The sequence below is a fragment of the Streptomyces rubradiris genome (assembly GCF_016860525.1).
GTDB lineage: Bacteria > Actinomycetota > Actinomycetes > Streptomycetales > Streptomycetaceae > Streptomyces > Streptomyces rubradiris.
The window spans coordinates 5,764,242-5,781,365 of record NZ_BNEA01000015.1 but is presented as its reverse complement, the minus strand read 5'-3'; the positions used below and the strand labels follow the sequence as shown (position 1 = coordinate 5,781,365).

The window sequence follows — 17,124 nt, the reverse complement described above, 5'->3', positions numbered from 1 at the left end:
GAGCCGCACCATGACCACGATCTCCTGTACGCCGGCCGCCGCGTCCGACCAGGCCATGTGGGGGAAGGTCCTCACCCTGCACGCGCACGTCGAGCGCCGGCTCACCCAGGCCCTGCAACGCAAACACGGCATCGGGCTCTCCGAGTTCCGCGCCCTGGAGTGCCTGGTCCAGTCGAAGGCCGGTGAGCTGCGGATGCAGGAACTCGCCGACAAGGTCGGGCTCGGGCAGAGCTCGGTGACCCGGCTGGTCGGCAGGCTCTTCTCGGCCGGTTACGCCTTCCGGGACCTCTGTCCGGGGGACAAGCGCGGTGTCTACGCCGTCATCACCGACGAGGGCAAGGAACGCTACGCCGAGGCCCGCGGCACCTACTCCGAGGTCCTGAGCGCGGCGCTGAACACCGCCGGCGCCACCCCTGAACTGGCCGGCACGGTCCAGGCGCTGCGCAGCGCCCGCTGAGCGCACCCGCCCCCAGCGCCCCCGTCCCGGCCGCCCCCCGTCCCGGCCGCCGCCGGCACCGTGACAGCGGGCGTTGCCGCCGAAACCCTTGACTGCCTGAGCAAATATGGAGCGCGACCATCCACCCGAAGGGAGTGAGGTGCATCACTGCATGCAGGCCAATAACATGCTTGATTCTGCATATAGCTCCGTTACGGGTGATCCCGCCTCGGCTCCGCCGTTTCTTCGGCGCGACTCGGTGAATCCGCGCCACGGTCGCCCGGTACCGGCCCGAGGCCGTCCCGGTGGCCGGCAACGGCATCCGGGCGGTGGGTGGCATCGACGCCCTGGAGCGGGAACCGGACTTCCCGCTCCCGACCGCCAACCAGGTGCTGTTCCGGCACGCCCCGCACCTGGCCGGGGCGCACGAGGCGGCCGCCCGGCTTCCGTCGCCGTGCCGGTCCCCTGGAGCACGACGCAGGGGTGAGCGACTCCCCACTTAACTTGCATCTCAGATGCAAGTTTTCATAGCGTGGCGGTGCCCCGACATCTCACGAGGAGTCGTGATGCTGACCGAGCAGTCCGCAGCCACCGTCCGCGCCACCCTGCCCGCCGTCGGCGCGGCCATCGGCGAGATCACCGAGCGGTTCTACGACCGTCTCTTCGCCGCCCACCCCGAACTGCTGCGGGACCTGTTCAACCGCGGCAACCAGGCCGCCGGCACCCAGCGGCAGGCCCTCGCCGGCTCCATCGCCGCCTTCGCCACGCACCTGCTGGACCATCCCGGCCGGCGGCCGGACGCGATGCTCGCCCGCATCGCCCACAAGCACGCCTCCCTGGGCGTGGCGCCGGAGCAGTACCAGGTCGTCCACGAGCACCTCTTCGCCGCCATCGCCGAGATCCTGGGCGAGGCCGTCACGCCCGAGGTGGCCGCCGCCTGGGACGAGGTCTACTGGCTGATGGCCAACGCGCTCATCGCGACCGAGAAGCGGCTGTACGAGGAGAGCGGCGGCCCGGGCCCGCGCCGCTGGGAGGTGGTCGAGCGGGTCGAGGAGACCGCGGACGTCGTCACCTTCCGGCTGCGCCCGGCCGACGGCGGCCCGGTCAGGGCCTTCCGCGCCGGTCAGTACGTCTCCGTCGGCGTCACCCTGCCCGACGGCGCCCGGCAGATACGGCAGTACAGCCTGACCGGGGCGCCGGCCGACTCGGTGCGCCAGTTCAGCGTCAAGCGGGTGCACGGCGGCACCACGCCCGACGGCGAGGTCTCCACCCACCTGCACGCACACGTCAAGCCCGGTGACGTCCTTCAGCTGTCCGAGCCCTACGGCGACCTGTTCCTGGACGCCGGTGACGACACCCCGGTGCTGCTCGCCTCGGCGGGCATCGGCGTGACCCCGATGATCGCGATGCTGGCCGGCCTCGCCGCCGGCGGCCACCGCGGCCCGGTCACCGTGGTCCACGGCGACCGCTCCCCCGCCGACCACGCCCTGCGCGCCGACCACAGCTCCTACGCCGGCAAGCTGTCCGACGCCGAGGTGCACTTCTTCTACGAGCGGGACGCCGGACCGGGCAGCCGCACCGGCCTGGTCGACCTGGCGGACATCGCCGTACGGCCCGGCACGCGCGCGTACCTGTGCGGCCCGCTGCCGTTCATGCGCGCGGTCCGCGCCCAGCTGATCGACAAGGGCGTGGCCCCGGCCGCCATCCACTACGAGGTGTTCGGCCCCGACCTGTGGCTGGCGCAGGGCTAGCGGCGCCTCAGTCCCGCTCCGCCGGCCCCCGCGAGATACCGAGCAGCAGGGGGCCGGTGGGGTCGGTGACGATGTCGGCGACGGTGACCGGGTCCAGGGCGGCGAAGAACGCCTCCTGGGCCCGTCGCAACGCGCCCCGCAGCCGGCAGCCGGAGCGCAGCGGGCAGCCCGGGGTGCCCTCGCAGTCCACCACGTCGCCCTCGCCCTCGAAGGTGCGCACCACCACGCCCACGGACGCCGTGCGGCCCCGCTCCGTCAGCGCCAGCCCGCCGCCCCGGCCCCGGCGGGCGTCGACCAGGCCGAGGTGCTGCAGCTCGGCGACCACCTTCGTGGCATGTGTGTACGGCACCTCCATGTCGGCGGCGACCTGGCGGGTCGTGGGGGTGGCGTCGGCGGCGACCGCGAGTCGCATCAGGACGCGCAGGGCCAGATCGGTGGAGCGCAGCAGCCGCATACGGCGAGCGTAGGTAACGCGCATCCTGGCGCCAAATCATCCGTGCCGCCGTGCGATCCCTACGGATGTCGGCCCTTCCCGCATTACGATCAGCGAGCCCCACCGTCCCCACCCATTCCTCTCGCGAAGGACACGTCTCATGGGCTCCGGCAACAACAGCAGCACCGCCGCGCGCAAGGCGCGCATAGACGAGATGCGGCGCGCCGAGCGTGCCCGGGACCGCCGCAACCGCGTCCTCGCCATCGCCGCGAGCGTGGTGGTCGTCGCCGGTCTCGCCGTCGGCGGCGTGGTGCTCGTGAACGCGCAGTCGGACGACAAGGACTCCACCGCGAGCGGTGACGCCAAGGGCTCCGGCGACTCCGGAAGCTTCACCACCGGCAAGGACGGGGTGCGGACCTGGTCGGGCAAGCTGGGCCGCAACCATGTGACGACCAAGGTGTCCTACCCGATGCACCCGCCGGTCGGCGGCGACCACAACCCGGTCTGGCTGAACTGCAACGGTGACGTGTACACCGCGCCGGTGCCGGAGGAGAACGCCGTGCACTCGCTGGAGCACGGCGCGGTCTGGGTGACGTACACCGCCAAGGCGCCCAAGGCGGACGTGGACGCGCTCGCGGCGAAGGTGAAGAGCACGCCGTACTCGATGATCAGCCCGTACGAGAACCAGGACGCCCCGCTGCTGCTGTCGGCGTGGGGCCATCAGGTGGCGGTCAAGAGCGCGAAGGACCCGGAAGTGGGCAAGTTCTTCGAGAAGTACGTGCAGGGTGACCAGACGCCCGAGCCGGGCGCCTCGTGCACCGGCGGGGTCATGAAGTGAGCGGGCGTTCCCTCGGGTGGGTCGCCGGGACGGCGGCGGCGGTGCTCGTCGCGGCCGGCGCGATCACCTACGCGGTCGCCCAGGACGGCGGCGACCCTGCGACGCGGACGCCGGACGCGAAGTCGGCCGACGCGGGCTTCGCGCGGGACATGGCCGTCCACCACCAGCAGGCGGTGGAGATGTCGTACATCGTGCGGGACCGCACCGAGGACGAGGAGGTGCGGCGGCTCGCGTACGACATCGCGCAGACGCAGGCCAACCAGCGCGGGATGCTGCTGGGCTGGCTGGACCTGTGGGGGCTGCCGAAGGTGTCGGCCGACCCGCCGATGACGTGGATGGGCATGCGCGGCATGCCTCCCGGCGAGGACGGCGCGCTGATGCCGGGGATGGCCACCAACACCGAGCTGAAGAAGCTTCAGTCGCTCGACGGCAAGCAGGCGGAGGTCTTCTACCTCCAGTTGATGACGGACCATCACAAGGGCGGCATGCACATGGCCGAGGGCTGCGCGGACAAGTGCGCGGTCGGGGCGGAGAAGCGGCTCGCGCAGGGCATGGTGGACGCGCAGCAGTCGGAGATCGAGCTGATGGCGGGGATGCTCAAGGAGCGTGGCGCACACCCGCGTTCGTGACGCGAGGCACGAAGCCCCCCACTTGATCGTCTTTTGACCCGCCCGTTCCCCTGGCATGAACGGTTCATCGCGAGAGTGGCCCCACCAGCCACTACACGCAGGTGAACCGCATCGCAGGGGGTTCTATGAGATCCGACCGCGCCACCGTGCGCGCCGGTGTGAGCATGGCGGCGACGCTGCCGCTGATCGCCGGCGCGCTGGCGCTGGGCATACCCGCGGCCCACGCCGCCGACGGCCCCGCACGCGCCGTACTGAAGGGCACCAAGCCGCTGTGGGCCACGGCCGAGGCGGACAAGGGCGCGACCCCGGACGGCGCCCGGGTGAAGGCCCGCGTCTACCTGGCCGGCCGGGACGCGTCCGGCCTCGCCGCCTACGCGAAGGCGGTGTCCGACCCCGCCTCCCCGCTCCACGGCAAGTACCTGAGCGCGAAGCAGACCCAGGCCCGCTTCGGCGCCACCAAGGCCCAGGTGGCCGCCGTGAAGTCCTGGCTGACGTCGGCCGGGCTGACCGTCACCGAGGTCACCCCGCGCTACGTCGCCGTCTCCGGTGACGTGGCCGCCGCCGAGCGGGCCTTCGGCACCCAGCTGCACGACTACGCCAAGGGCGCGAAGACCTACCGCGCCCCGGCCGCGACGCCCTCCGCGCCCGCCTCCCTCAAGGGCGCCGTCCTCACGGTCACCGGCCTGGACAACGCCCCGCACAAGGCACGCCACGCCGACCAACTCCCGCCGCCGGACGCGGTGTTCAAGAACTCGGGCCCGTTCTCCTCCTACTACGGCTCGAAGCTCGCGACGACCCTCCCGGACGCGTACGGCGGGAAGATCCCGTACGCGGTCAAGGGCTACACCGGCAGGCAGCTGCGGGCCGCGTACGGGGCGGGCACGTACACCGGGCGCGGGGTGCGCATCGCGATCACGGACGCGTACGCCTCGCCGACGATCGCCTACGACGCCGCGCGGTACGCCGTGAAGAACGGCGACGCGCCCTGGAAGACCGGCCAGTTGCACCAGGTCCTCCCGAAGAACTACACCAGGACCGAGGAGTGCGGCGCGGCCGGCTGGTACGGCGAGGAGACCCTCGACATCGAGGCGGCACACGCGGTGGCACCGAACGCCGAGGTGACGTATGTCGGCGCGGCCTCCTGCTACGACGACGACCTGCTGGACTCCCTCGGCAAGATCGTCGACAACCACCTGGCCGACATCGTCTCCAACTCCTGGGGCGACATCGAGGCCAACCAGACGCCGGACCTGGCCGCCGCGTACGACCAGGTCTTCCAGCTGGGCGCGGTGCAGGGCATCGGCTTCTACTTCTCCTCCGGCGACAACGGCGACGAGGTGGCCAACACCGGTACGAAGCAGGTCGACACCCCGGCGAACTCGGCGTGGGTGACGGCGGTCGGCGGTACGTCGCTGGCGGTCGGCAAGGGCGACACGTACCTGTGGGAGACCGGCTGGGGCACCGAGAAGTCCTCGCTGTCGGCCGACGGCAAGAGCTGGGAGGGCTTCCCCGGCACGTTCACCTCCGGTGCGGGCGGGGGAACGAGCAGGACGGTGCCGCAGCCGTACTACCAGAAGGGCGTGGTCCCCGACTCCCTGGCCAAGGCGCACAACGCCGCCGGCAACCGGGTGGTCCCGGACATCGCGGCGATCGCCGACCCCAACACCGGGTTCCTGGTCGGCCAGACGCAGACCTTCCCTGACGGCACGGAGCGGTACGACGAGTACCGCATCGGCGGCACGTCTCTGGCGGCGCCGGTCATCGCGGCGGTCCAGGCCCTGGCCCAGGAGGCCGGCGGCGGCAAGCCCCTCGGCTTCGCCAACCCCGCGATCTACGCCAAGTACGGCAAGAAGGGCGTCTACCACGACGTCACGGACAACCCCACGGGCTCCGGCCTCGCGGTGGCCCGCGTCGACTTCGCCAACGGCCTCGACGCGACGGGCGGCCTGCTGTACTCGGCTCGCACCCTCGGCCACGACAGCTCCCTGTCGGCGGTCAAGGGCTACGACGACGTGACGGGCGTCGGGTCACCGGCGAACGGGTACGTGCAGTCGTTCCGCAAGCGATAGGCGTGTAGACCGGTCGGGGGCGTGGGGTTCGGCCTCACGCCCCCTTCGTGTTGCGCGCCGATGTGATGGCCGAGAACAAGACAGCCATCACGTACGTGCTTTCGGGCCGGGATCATCCAGTGCGAAGCCAGGTCCCCCACACAGACGTATTCCACCAACATTTGGTTACTGACCGCAGTGGATCTCTTGCGCTCCGCAAGCGTCACTTTAGGGTCGAAGCACCGCCGACACCGTATCCATGGAGGATTCGTGGCACGCTTGCGCACTCGTCTGGCCCTGCTCGGCTCGGCCGCCGCCCTCGCCGCCGGCGCTCTCGTCCCCGCACAGTTCGCCGGGGCCCGACCCGCCGCCGCGGCCGACAACTACCAGTGGGTTGCCCTGGGTGACTCCTACACCGCCGGGGTGATCCGGGCCGCGGGCGACACCTTCGAAGTCCCGCGCGACGGCTGCGAGCGCACCGACCGGTCCTACCCCCAGGTCATCGACCGGGACCTCGGCGGTCTCTTCGATCTGACCAACGTCAGCTGCGGCGCCGCCACCATCGAGGACGTCACCGACACGGCCCAGCCCCCGATCGGCCGTCACCTGCCGCCCTTTTCGGAGGACCCGGACTATCCCTTCCCCCGGGTGCGCGCTCAGTCCGAGGCGGTGAACTCCGGTACCGACGTCATCACCGTCGGCGCGGGCGGAAACACCCTCGGCTTCGCCGAATTCCTCGTCAAGTGCTCGGAGCTGGGCAGCGAAAGCGGCGGCAAGGGCACCCCGTGCAAGGAGGCCATGGCCGCCGGCGTCCCGGCCCGGCTGAAGAAGGTGCGCCAGGACTACGACCGGATGCTCGCCGACCTCCACCGGCGCGCCCCGCACGCGAAGATCCTGACCGTCGGCTATCCCACGGTCGTCCCCAAGGACACCTCCGCCTGCCGCTTCGGCGAGCTGACGCAGTTCGGCACGATCACCCCGGGCGACCTGGCCTGGCTGCGCCATGACGTCCTGGAACCCCTCAACAAGGCCATCGCGAACTCGACCGGCACACAGGAAGCGGCCCGCTACATCGACCTCTACGCCTCCTCCCAGGGCCACAGCGTCTGCGACGACAGCAAGTGGGTGGAAGGCTTCGTCACCCTCCCCTACCAGATGTCCTTCGTACACCCCAACGCCCTCGGCCACCGCAACGCCGCCGACCACGTGGAACAGGCGATGCTGAACGCCATCAGCTGAGCCGCCCGGCTCCCAGCCGACAAACCGGCCTCCGGCACCGACGGGGGCCGGTTCGCGTTCCTCAGTACGCCCGCAGGCCCTGGTCGACCGGCAGCCCGAGGGCACGCAGCACACCCGGCGGCTCGTCAGCCCCTTCAAGCACGTCGGCGAGGCGCAGAGCACGGTCGGCGACGAGCAGGTCTCGGGGTTCTTCGGGTACGACGTGTCCAGCGCGGGTCAGCCATGCGGCGATCTCGCGCCAGGAGTAGGACTCCGTACCGCCGGAGGAGGCTTCCGGTTCGGGGAACCCGTGGCGCCGGGCCAGTTCGAACAACTCCCGCCCACAGCGCTGGGCCGCCTCCGCCAGTGTGCGGCACGGCGACACCGTGACATATTGCGGAAGGCGGCGGCCGAGCGATGACGCCGATGGAGTTCCACACGCTGGCGACACCTAAGGCCGCGCCGGACCTGCGGCACCAGTTGCGGGAGCACGGTTACGACGTGCATCTGTGCGCGACCGAGTTGCTGACCAACGTCATCGACCACTTGGGCGACGGTACGCCGGTGACCGTACGTGTCATCGGTACGGCGCCCCATTGCGGCCGTACCCGGATCGAGGTGACCGATCCTGATCCGCGTGCGTTGCCCGTGCTTCTCGCAGCCACGGAGTCGGAGGAGTCGGGGCGGGGTCTGGCGCTCGTAGTTGCCTTGGCCGAGTGCTGGGGCGTGGTGCAGGGGCCCGACTGCAAGACGGTGTGGTGTGAGCTGAGGAGTTGAAGAGGTTGCCGTGGGGCAGCCCGGGAAAGTGGCCGGCTCAGCTCCTTTGGCCCCTGCCGTCGGCTGCGTTCGCATCCTGGGTCGGGGATGCGCGCCCGCGCCTCGCCGGCACGCCGGGCGGGCTCAGCGGCTTGCGGCCCGGTGGGTGGTACGCGGTCGCGCCCGCATGCACTGCGGGGCGGTTGGGCGTCTGACGGCCGGGCGCACGGGCCGCAGGGGCGCCTTCGGACTCCGTTGGCGGCCGAGGCAACCGGGGTGCCGCCCACTACACCAGGTGGGTTGTTTTGGAATACCTGTCCATAACCAACCCGCCCACCCCTCTCGCCGCCACGGCAGCAGCGGGGACGCCTCACCATGCGGGTCACCAGGCCGCGACCGCTCTACGATCGTGTCGCCCTCGCGCACTCGTCGCCGGCCGACCCGCCCCGTCCGACCGGGCCGCTGCGGTCGTACGGGTCGATCTCCCTGTCGGCCTCGTCCGCCCGGCGGTCCGCGCCGAAGGGCGGGGTGAAGTAGCCCGTGGGGGCGCCGCAGCCGCCGTTGGTCATGGTGTATTTGTACGAGACGATCGAGAACGTGCCCGGCTCGGTGATCACCTTGTCCGGGTCGTCCCAACTCATGACCAGCTCGCGCCGGATGATCGTGCGCACGATCTCGTCGTCGCCGCCCGCGTCCGCGCGGGTGACCGGGTAGACGAAGGTCACGTCGGCGGTCACCTGGAGCGCGCCGCGCTCGCCCTCCTGGAACGTGAGCCGGCCCCGGGTCTTCACGACGCTGCCGACCAGACGGGCCTGGGAGGGCCTGAAGCGGCTGAAGAGGAGCAGCGGGTCGCTCTCCTCGCCCGGGGTCCGGAAAGCGGTCTTCAGGAAGTCTTGGACGTCCCGCTGGTGCGGATTGATCAGCGCGATCGCCTTCTCCGGGCGCTCGCCCCGCAGCACCCCGCGGTCCAGGCTCGACGCAACGAGGAAGTCCCGGCTGCGGGCGAGGGCCCGCTCGACCTGTGCCGCGCTCATCCAGCCGACCGCCCTGGCCTTCGGCACGGTGATCCCGGCCGCCCCACTCGCCCAGCGCGCCGCCGGCGAACCGCGGAACGGCTCCTGCGCGGTGGGGCGTTGGTCCGCCTCCGCCGGGGGAGCCTGGGTCGGGCGGACGGTCTCGGCCGCCAACGGCGCGGAGTCACGGTCGTCGCCGGCGAACAGGTCCACCGTCCGCCCCGGCGCGAGCGCCACCACAAGCAGTGTCAGCAAGGCCAGCAATCCGACCACGTACCAGCCCGTGCGCCGCTTGGGTCGCGCGGGCGTGTAGCCGCGCCAGCCCTCCGGGCCCCGGGCGGGGGCCGTGCGCAACCGCTTTGCCACCTCGCGGGCCCGCGCCGACGGCTCCTTGGGCGCGTCGGCGGCGCCCGCCACCGACTCGCGCAGAAACCGTTCCCACTCCTCGTCGGACCTGGACGAGCCGTCCGGCCCCGTACCCACGCCCATCCCCCAACCCCCTGGCAATCAGCAGACCCGCGCCCACTCCCCTGGGACGCGACCGCATCATGGCACAGAGCACTGACAGCGAGCCCGGCCGATGGGTTGTTTTGGAATGACTGGTCCAGAGACAGGGTCCCTGCCCGCCACCACCCGCCGATCCCACGAATCAGCCCCTTTCAGCCCCTTCCCTCCCCCCTCACGGACAGCCGCCAAGCCGAGCCGGCGTGCAGGCGAGGCGAGGACGCGCACCCGCCACCGGGCCGCAAGCCGCTGAGCCCGCCCGGCGTGCAGGCGAGGCGAGGACGCGCACCCGCCACCGGGCCGGTAGCCGCTTTGCCGCCCCGGCGTGCAGGCGAGGCGCGAGCGCGTGACCCTGCCGACGGGGCCTCGTAGGTCGCCCATGGGTCCGGTACCGGGCTGGGCCACTGTTCCTTCGGGCCGCTCGCTCGCTTCTCACCCGGGCTGGAGCGAGGTGTGTCAAGGGTGGGCCGCAGGCCCATCGGCGCAGCCGACGCGGAACGCGCCCTTGACTCGCCTCGTGGAAGCCCGACACTGACCAAGAAGCGAGCGGCCCAACGGCCACTTCGTCCCCAGAGGACACAGACCAAGCCCACCGGCCCAGGTCAGCCCCGTAGCTCCTCAAGACGCTCCAGGTCATCGCGTACCGACTCACGCTCCCCCGCCGTCAGGCGGACCGCGGCCGCCTTCGCGCGCGCGGACGCCGCCGTCTCCTCGTCACCGAGGCGCCCGGCGACATCCGCGCGCAGCACGAGAAGGCGGAGCAACTGCACGGGAGTGGGCCGCTCGTCCTCCATGCGCAGCACCCGGTCGATGATCTTCGCCGCGCCCTCCGGGTCGTCCCTGGAGTCCGCGAGGAGGGCGGCATGATGCAGAGCGCGGAGGAAGGTCTCCTTGGGCGCGGGCCGGTGGTGGGGGTCCTGGCTCGTCCGCTGGCCGATCCGCAGGCAGTTGCCGCCCGGATCGGTCATGAGGAACTGCCGTACACCGTGCGACGTGTCCTTCAACGCCCCTAAGCGCGGCAGCCCGCGGATCGGGACTCTGCCGTACGCCGCCTTGAGGCCGGCCCGGAAGGTCTCGTGCAGGCCGTCCACGTCATCGGTCTCGATGTAGCACGTGCTGTACGACTCGGCCGGTTCGTACCCCTTCATCCCGAAGAAGTGGAGCTGGATGCCGCCGCGCGCCACGACCGCGTACGGGTTGGGGCTCTTCTGCTGGAAGGTGACCTCGAACCCGAGGGCGCCGTAGAAGTCGAGGACGGGCTGGATGGTGCGGCACGGCAGGATCGGAACGGTCTTTTCACCCATGCCCGCAACCTAATCAAACTTGAATAGCCAGAGGAAGGGCGAATCCCGCGGATCACTACCCGTTGCGCGCCCCGGTCGTCTCCGCGGCCGACGGCACGTGCGCCGCCACCACCCGCCCCGCGTGCGCCACCGCACGCCGACGGTCCACTCCGTACGACACACCCGCCACGCCCAGCCCCAGCACCGCCAGCAGCGCGCCCGCCAGCGCGGGGGACGTCGTACCGAAGCCCGCCGAGAGGGCCAGGCCGCCGAGCCACGCGCCGCCCGCGTTGGCCAGGTTGAACGCCGCCTGGTTGGCCGAGGAGGCGAGGGAGGGGGCCGCCGACGCCTTCTCCATCACCATCAGCTGGAGCGGGGAGCCCGTGACGAACGCCGCCATGCCCAGCAGGGCGACCGCCAGCGCCGCGCTCCACTCCGCCCGCATCATCAGGGGGAACAGGAGCAGGACCAGCATCAGGGAAGCAAGCCCGCCGAACAGGGTGGCCCGCAGGGAGTGGTCCGCCAGGCGTCCGCCCAGCAGGTTGCCCGCCGTCGCGCCGACGCCGAACAGGGCCAGCAGCAGGGTCACGCTGGTCTCCGCGTAGCCCGCCGTGTCCGTCAGCATCGGGGTGACGTAGCTGTACGCCGCGAACAGCGCGCCGAAGCCCGCCACCGTCGTACCGAGGGCCAGCCAGACCGGCAGCGAGCGCAGTGCCGCCAGTTCGCCGCGCAGGCCCGTCGCAGGGGCGGGGGCGTGGTCGCGGGGGATCAGCAGCGCCAGGGACGCTATCGCGGCCACACCGATCGCGCTCACCGCGAGGAACGTCGCCCGCCAGCCCAGGTGCTGGCCCATGAGCGTCGCGGCGGGGACGCCCGCGATGTTGGCGACGGTCAGGCCGAGGAACATCAGGGACACCGAGCGGGCCTTGCGCTCCGGCGGGACCATCGCCGTGGCGACCACCGCGCCCACCCCGAAGAAGGCGCCGTGCGGCAGGCCGCTCAGGAAGCGGGCCGCCAGCAGCGAGGCGTTGCCGGGGGCGAACGCCGACAGGGCGTTGCCCGCCACGAACAGGGCCATCAGCGCGATCAGCACCGTACGGCGGGACATGCGGGCCGTGAGCGCGGCCAGCAGCGGGGCGCCGATGACGACGCCCAGCGCGTACGCCGAGACCAGGTGCCCGGCGGAGGGGATCGAGATGTGCAGGTCGTCCGCGACGTCGGGCAGCAGGCCCATCATCACGAACTCGGTCGTACCGATGCCGAAGGCGCCCACGGCTAGGGCGAGCAGGGCCAGGGGCATGAGGGACCTTTCAGAGCGGAGGAGGGGACGGAAAGTCTCGCAGTATGTTCCCGTGCCGAACAAACGCTCTCAGGGTCGGTATTCCGGCAGGTTACGAGCCTGTGTCCAGCTTCACACGGGCCGCCACCGGCAAGTGGTCGCTGTCGGTGCGCGGCAGCGTCCAACTGCTCTCCGGCTCCGCGCCCCGGACCATGATCTGGTCGATGCGGGCCATCGGGAACGACGCCGGCCAGCTGAACCCGAAGCCGCTGCCCGCCGCGCCCTGCGTGGAGCGCAGCTGGGAGGTGACGGCGTTCAGCGAGCGGTCGTTCATGGTGCCGTTGAGGTCGCCCAGCAGCACCACCCGGCGCAGGGGCTCGTCGGCGATGGCCTCGCCGAGCGCGTCGGCGCTCTTGTCCCGCTGCCGGGCGGTGAACCCGGCCTCGATCTTCACCCGGACGGACGGCAGGTGGGCGACGTAGACCGCGACCGGACCCTCGGGGGTCGCCACGGTGGCGCGCATCGCCCGCTTCCAGCCGAGCTTGATGTCGACGGCGCGTACGTCGGTCATCGGGTACTTGCTCCACAGCCCGACCGTGCCCACCACCGCGTGGTGCCGGTACGCCGGCGCCAGCGCCTTCTCGTAGACGGGGACGGCGGAGGCGGGCAGCTCCTCCAGGGCCAGCACGTCGGCGCCGGACGCGGCCACGTCGGTGGCGGTGGCGGCCGGATCGGGGTTGTCGGCGTTGACGTTGTGGGTGGCCACCGTGAGATCGCCGCCGCTGCCCGCCTTGTCGGTCAGCAGCCCGCCGAAGAGGTTCAGCCAGACGATCGCCGGCAGCAGTACGGCGATCAGCGCGATCGCCGACCTGCGCACCACGCCGAGCACCAGCAGCACCGGGATGGCCAGGCCCAGCCAGGGCAGGAAGGTCTCGGTGAGGCTGCCGAGGTTGCCCACCGCGTTCGGGATGTGGGCGTGCACCAGCATCACCAGGGCGAGCAGCAGGGCCAGCGCGGTGAGCACGGCGCCGCGGTGCCAGATGCGCGGATCGCCCCGCCAGCCGGTGGACAGCCGGTGCGCCAGGCGTCGGAGCCGGGTCCCCGGTCGCTCGGGCCCCGAGCCGCCGTCCGCCGTCTCCGTCATGTACGCCTGCTGCGCCATACCGTCTGCCTCACTGCCTGCCGTGCACACCGTTCGTCCCCCGTGGTCCCGACCCTAGGGGATGACCGGCTCTGTTCCGCCGTCCCGTGACGGCCGTACGGAAGACGATGACGTGTGATGCGGCGGCGGGAGTTCCGGCCGGGCCCCGGGCGGGCGGGGTCTGTGACGAAACGCGCACACGAGTGCTACGAGGCTGTGGAGCTGACGGGCCGTAGGCCGGCCAGGACCGAGTCGACGATCTCCTGCGCCAGGTCTTCCGGCAGGTCGACCTCGGGGCGCAGGACGGAGCGGACCAGGATCGGTCCGACGAACAGGTCGTTCGCCAGGTCCACGTCGACGTCCGCGCGCAGTTCGCCGTTGAGCTGCCCGCGGCGCAGCACGTCCAGGACGAGCCGGCGCCGGGGCTCTATGACGTTCTCGTGGTACGCGGCCCAGATCCTCGGGTTGCTCTTCATCTGGACGTGCACGTTGTGCAGCAGGACCGAGGAGCGGCTGGCCAGTCCGCGCTGGCGCAGGTTCTCCAGCAGGACGAGGAGATCGTCGCGCATGGAGGTGCCGGGGAGTTCCGGCTCGGGTGGCTCGGCCGCGCGGACCACCTCGATGAACAGTTCCTCCTTGCCGCTCCAGCGGCGGTAGATGGTGGCCTTGCCGACCCCGGCGGTGCGGGCGATCCGCTCGATGGACAGCTCCGCGAGGGGCACGCCCTCCTCCAGGAGCCTCATCACCCCGTCCAGGATGGCGCGCTCCGCGGCTTCGCTGCGCGGGCGGCCCCGCGCTGGTGCGTCCGGTCGCGGCCGGCTGCCGGCAAGGCTCACGTCGTTCCGTCCTCTCGGTGTGCTGCGGTGATTGTCCCGCAGCGGCCTCCCTCCCCCGTTGGACCGCGCCCGGATCCAGTGTCCCGCGCGGTCCTGTTGCGCCGCGGCCGAATCCAGTGTCCCGCGCGGTCCCGTGGCGCCGCGCCCGGTCCGGTTCCCCCGTGGTCCCGTGGCGCCGCGCCCGGTCCGGTTCCCCCCGTGGTCCCGTGGCGCCGCGCCCGGTCCGGGTTCCCCGTGGTCCCGTAGTCCGGTTCTCCCGTGGCGCCGGGTCCGGGCCTCAGTCCAGCGCGGCGGCCCTCTCCGGCTCCTTCTCGCCCTGCGGCGCGGCGGGCGTCCGGCCCGGCAGGAACAGGGCCGTCACCACGGCGCCGACCAGCGCCACGCCCGTGCCGCACAGCGCGGTGACGTGCATGGCGTGCAGGAACGCGTCGTTGGCCGGGGTGACCAGGGCCTCGCCCCGCGGGCCGAGCTTCTCGGCGATGCCCAGGGTGGCCTCGATGGACTCCGCGGCGGTGTCGCGCAGGTCCGGCGGCAGCGGGCCGAGCTTGCCCTCGATGCCGTTGCGGTAGGAGGTGGCGAGGACCGAGCCGAGGACGGCGATGCCGAGGGCGCCGCCGACCTGGCGGAAGGTGTTGCTGAGCGCGGAGGCGGAGCCGGCCTTCTCCCGGGGCAGCGCCTGCATGATCACGACCGAGGTCGGGGTCATGATGTGCGCCATGCCGGTGCCCATGAGGAAGAAGACGACCTCCAGCACCCAGATCGGGGTGTCGGCGTCGAAGGCGGTGAACGCGGCCAGCGTCGCGGCGATCAGCAGCAGGCCGCCGGTGGTGGTGGCCCGGTTGCCGAAGCGGTCGACGACCAGCCGCGCGCGCGGCGCGAAGAGCAGCTGGGCGACGGCGAGCGGCAGCATCAGCAGGCCGGACTCCAGCGCCGAGTAGCCGCGCACGCTCTGGGTGTAGAAGACGCCGAAGAACGTGACGCCCATCAGCGCGAAGAAGACCAGCGCGATGGCGCTCATGGCGGCCGAGAAGACCTTGTTCCTGAAGTAGGTGACGTCCAGCGAGGGGTGGTCGGTGCGCTTCTCGAAGACGACGAAGGCGGCCAGGACGACGATGCCGCCGAGGGTGGTCGCGAGCACCTGGGGGTCGGTGAAGTCGGCCAGCTCGCCGCCCTTGATGATGCCGTAGACCAGCAGGATGAGGCCGACGACGGACAGGACGACGCCGATGGGGTCGAGGCGGCCGGGCCTGGGGTCGCGGGAGTCGGGCACCAGCCAGGCCATCAGGATCAGCGCGATGATCACGATGGGCACGTTGATCAGGAAGACCGAGCCCCACCAGAAGTGGTCGAGCAGCGCGCCGCCGGTGATCGGGCCGATGGCGATGGCGAGGCCGACGCCGCCGGCCCAGATGCCGATGGCCTTGGGCTGCTCGTGCCGCTCGAAGACGTTCATCAGGACGGCCAGGGTGGCGGGCATCACGAAGGCGGCGCCGAGGGCCATCACCGCGCGGTAGGCGATCAGCTGGTTCGGGGTGCCGGACTCGGCGGCGAGCGCGGAGCCGATGCCGAAGACCAGGGTGCCGGCGAGCAGCACCTTCTTGCGGCCGAGCCGGTCGCCGATGAGTCCGGCGGTGAACAGCAGGCCGGCGAAGACGAGGGTGTAGGAGTTGATCGCCCACTCGATCTCGCTCTGGGTGGCGCCGAGACCGGTCGGCGCCGGGGTCGCGATGGTCTTGATGGCGACGTTCAGGATCGAGTTGTCGAGGACGACGATCAGCAGGGCGAGCATCAGCACGCCGAGGATGGCCCAGCGACGCCGGTGTACGGCTTCCGGTATTCGGGAGGCAGGGACGGGACTTGTCATGCGCCCGAGCCTATGTTCATTTCGATACGGAACCGTCTCGTATATAAATTTCTTTACCAAGCTCTTACGCGGAAACGGGGTTCAAGGGGGCGCGGCGGGCGGCCCGGGGGATCAGCGGGACCCCCTCTGGCCCTGTCCGGCACGAGGTGCCACCATGGAGACGGTCCGGGGACGCCGTCAGGGCGCCTCGAGATGACGTAAGGAGCCGTTGCAATGACGCAGCTTTCGGCTGCCCAGACGAAGCCTTCCGACGGCAGCAAGGCGCTGTACGGAGGGAAGGGCACCCGCCGCATCACCGTCCGCGACATCGCCCTCGCCAAGGAGCGGGGCGAGAAGTGGCCCATGCTCACCGCCTACGACGCGATGACCGCGTCCGTCTTCGACGAGGCCGGGATACCGGTGATCCTGGTCGGTGACTCGGCGGGCAACTGCCACCTCGGGTACGACACCACCGTGCCCGTCACCCTCGACGAGATGACCATGCTGTCGGCCGCCGTGGTACGCGGCACACGGCGCTCCCTCATCGTCGGCGACCTCCCCTTCGGCTCGTACCAGGAGGGCCCGGTGCAGGCGCTGCGCTCGGCGACCCGGCTGGTGAAGGAGGCCGGGGTCGGCGCGGTCAAGCTGGAGGGCGGCGAGCGCTCGCACGAGCAGATCCGCCTGCTGGTGGAGTCCGGCATCCCTGTCATGGCGCACATCGGCCTGACCCCGCAGTCCGTGAACGCGATGGGCTACCGGGTGCAGGGCCGCGGCGAGGAGGCGGCCCAGCAGTTGCTGCGGGACGCGAAGTCCGTGCAGGACGCGGGCGCGTTCGCGGTGGTGCTGGAGCTGGTGCCGGCCGAACTGGCGGCCGAGGTCACCCGGGTGCTGCACATCCCGACGGTCGGCATCGGCGCCGGTCCGGAGACGGACGCGCAGGTGCTGGTGTGGACCGACATGCTCGGCCTGACCTCCGGCCGGGTGCCGAAGTTCGTCAAGCGGTACGCGGACCTGCGCGAGGTGATGACCGGCGCGGCCAAGGCGTTCGCCGAGGACGTGGTCGGCGGCGCCTTCCCGGCGGAGGAGCACTCCGTCCACTAGTCCACCGCGGCACCA

Annotated in this window: 16 protein-coding genes; 8 read left to right on the top strand and 8 right to left on the bottom strand. The window is 71.6% G+C overall.

The genetic code is table 11. The annotated features are described in order from the left end of the window. The first annotated feature begins 10 nt into the window (after positions 1-10). On the top strand, positions 11-457 hold the full coding sequence (locus tag Srubr_RS39010; protein WP_189996439.1) for a MarR family winged helix-turn-helix transcriptional regulator: 447 nt from the start codon (positions 11-13) through the stop codon (positions 455-457). Positions 458-1,002: 545 nt separating this feature from the next. Then, entirely contained in the window at positions 1,003-2,187 is a 1,185-nt protein-coding gene (locus tag Srubr_RS39005; RefSeq protein ID WP_189996438.1) for a globin domain-containing protein, read from the top strand. A 7-nt stretch (positions 2,188-2,194) separates the two neighbouring features. On the opposite strand, the gene Srubr_RS39000 is transcribed toward Srubr_RS39005, so the two are convergent. After that, the gene (locus Srubr_RS39000) at positions 2,195-2,641 is read right to left on the bottom strand and encodes an RrF2 family transcriptional regulator (RefSeq protein WP_189996437.1); all 447 of its coding nucleotides are present in this window, start codon (positions 2,639-2,641) and stop codon (positions 2,195-2,197) included. Between the two features lie 139 nt (positions 2,642-2,780). On the opposite strand from Srubr_RS39000, the gene Srubr_RS38995 reads away from it, so the two are divergent. From Srubr_RS38995 to Srubr_RS38980, 4 genes are all read left to right on the top strand, one after another. Beyond that, on the top strand, positions 2,781-3,458 hold the full coding sequence (locus Srubr_RS38995; RefSeq protein WP_189996436.1) for a DUF3105 domain-containing protein: 678 nt from the start codon (positions 2,781-2,783) through the stop codon (positions 3,456-3,458). After that, positions 3,455-4,087 (top strand): DUF305 domain-containing protein, encoded by a 633-nt coding sequence (locus Srubr_RS38990; RefSeq protein WP_189996435.1) that lies wholly within the window; start codon positions 3,455-3,457, stop codon positions 4,085-4,087. The genes Srubr_RS38995 and Srubr_RS38990 overlap by 4 nt, the downstream gene beginning before the upstream one ends. A gap of 125 nt (positions 4,088-4,212) precedes the next feature. After that, complete coding sequence (locus Srubr_RS38985; RefSeq protein ID WP_189996434.1) at positions 4,213-6,156, top strand: S53 family peptidase; 1,944 nt, start codon at positions 4,213-4,215, stop codon at positions 6,154-6,156. A gap of 249 nt (positions 6,157-6,405) precedes the next feature. Next, complete coding sequence (locus Srubr_RS38980) at positions 6,406-7,374, top strand: SGNH/GDSL hydrolase family protein (protein ID WP_189996433.1); 969 nt, start codon at positions 6,406-6,408, stop codon at positions 7,372-7,374. A 61-nt stretch (positions 7,375-7,435) separates the two neighbouring features. On the opposite strand, the gene Srubr_RS38975 is transcribed toward Srubr_RS38980, so the two are convergent. Next, positions 7,436-7,738 carry a hypothetical protein gene (locus tag Srubr_RS38975; RefSeq protein ID WP_189996432.1) on the bottom strand — a complete coding sequence of 101 codons (303 nt, stop codon included), beginning with the start codon at positions 7,736-7,738 and terminating at the stop codon, positions 7,436-7,438. Between the two features lie 32 nt (positions 7,739-7,770). On the opposite strand from Srubr_RS38975, the gene Srubr_RS38970 reads away from it, so the two are divergent. Continuing rightward, positions 7,771-8,130, top strand: a complete 360-nt coding sequence (locus Srubr_RS38970; protein ID WP_189996431.1) for an ATP-binding protein — start codon at positions 7,771-7,773, stop codon at positions 8,128-8,130. A 380-nt stretch (positions 8,131-8,510) separates the two neighbouring features. Here Srubr_RS38970 and Srubr_RS38965 read toward each other — a convergent pair whose 3' ends face one another. The 6 genes from Srubr_RS38965 to Srubr_RS38940 all read right to left on the bottom strand — a co-directional run bounded on the left by Srubr_RS38965 (position 8,511) and on the right by Srubr_RS38940 (position 16,029). Further along, on the bottom strand, positions 8,511-9,611 hold the full coding sequence (locus Srubr_RS38965) for a hypothetical protein (RefSeq protein ID WP_189996430.1): 1,101 nt from the start codon (positions 9,609-9,611) through the stop codon (positions 8,511-8,513). Positions 9,612-10,228: 617 nt separating this feature from the next. Further along, a complete protein-coding gene (locus tag Srubr_RS38960) occupies positions 10,229-10,930 on the bottom strand; it encodes a bleomycin resistance protein (RefSeq protein ID WP_189996429.1) in 702 nt (233 codons plus the stop codon). Between the two features lie 55 nt (positions 10,931-10,985). Beyond that, the gene (locus Srubr_RS38955) at positions 10,986-12,209 is read right to left on the bottom strand and encodes an MFS transporter (RefSeq protein WP_189996428.1); all 1,224 of its coding nucleotides are present in this window, start codon (positions 12,207-12,209) and stop codon (positions 10,986-10,988) included. Between the two features lie 91 nt (positions 12,210-12,300). After that, a complete protein-coding gene (locus Srubr_RS38950) occupies positions 12,301-13,350 on the bottom strand; it encodes an endonuclease/exonuclease/phosphatase family protein (RefSeq protein WP_189996427.1) in 1,050 nt (349 codons plus the stop codon). Between the two features lie 185 nt (positions 13,351-13,535). Continuing rightward, positions 13,536-14,165 carry a TetR/AcrR family transcriptional regulator gene (locus Srubr_RS38945; protein ID WP_189996426.1) on the bottom strand — a complete coding sequence of 210 codons (630 nt, stop codon included), beginning with the start codon at positions 14,163-14,165 and terminating at the stop codon, positions 13,536-13,538. A gap of 277 nt (positions 14,166-14,442) precedes the next feature. Continuing rightward, on the bottom strand, positions 14,443-16,029 hold the full coding sequence (locus Srubr_RS38940; RefSeq protein WP_189996425.1) for a DHA2 family efflux MFS transporter permease subunit: 1,587 nt from the start codon (positions 16,027-16,029) through the stop codon (positions 14,443-14,445). 213 nt (positions 16,030-16,242) lie between these two features. On the opposite strand from Srubr_RS38940, the gene panB reads away from it, so the two are divergent. Further along, positions 16,243-17,109: a 3-methyl-2-oxobutanoate hydroxymethyltransferase gene (gene panB / locus Srubr_RS38935; RefSeq protein ID WP_189996424.1), complete on the top strand. Its 867-nt coding sequence runs from the start codon at positions 16,243-16,245 to the stop codon at positions 17,107-17,109. Positions 17,110-17,124 lie beyond the last annotated feature (15 nt).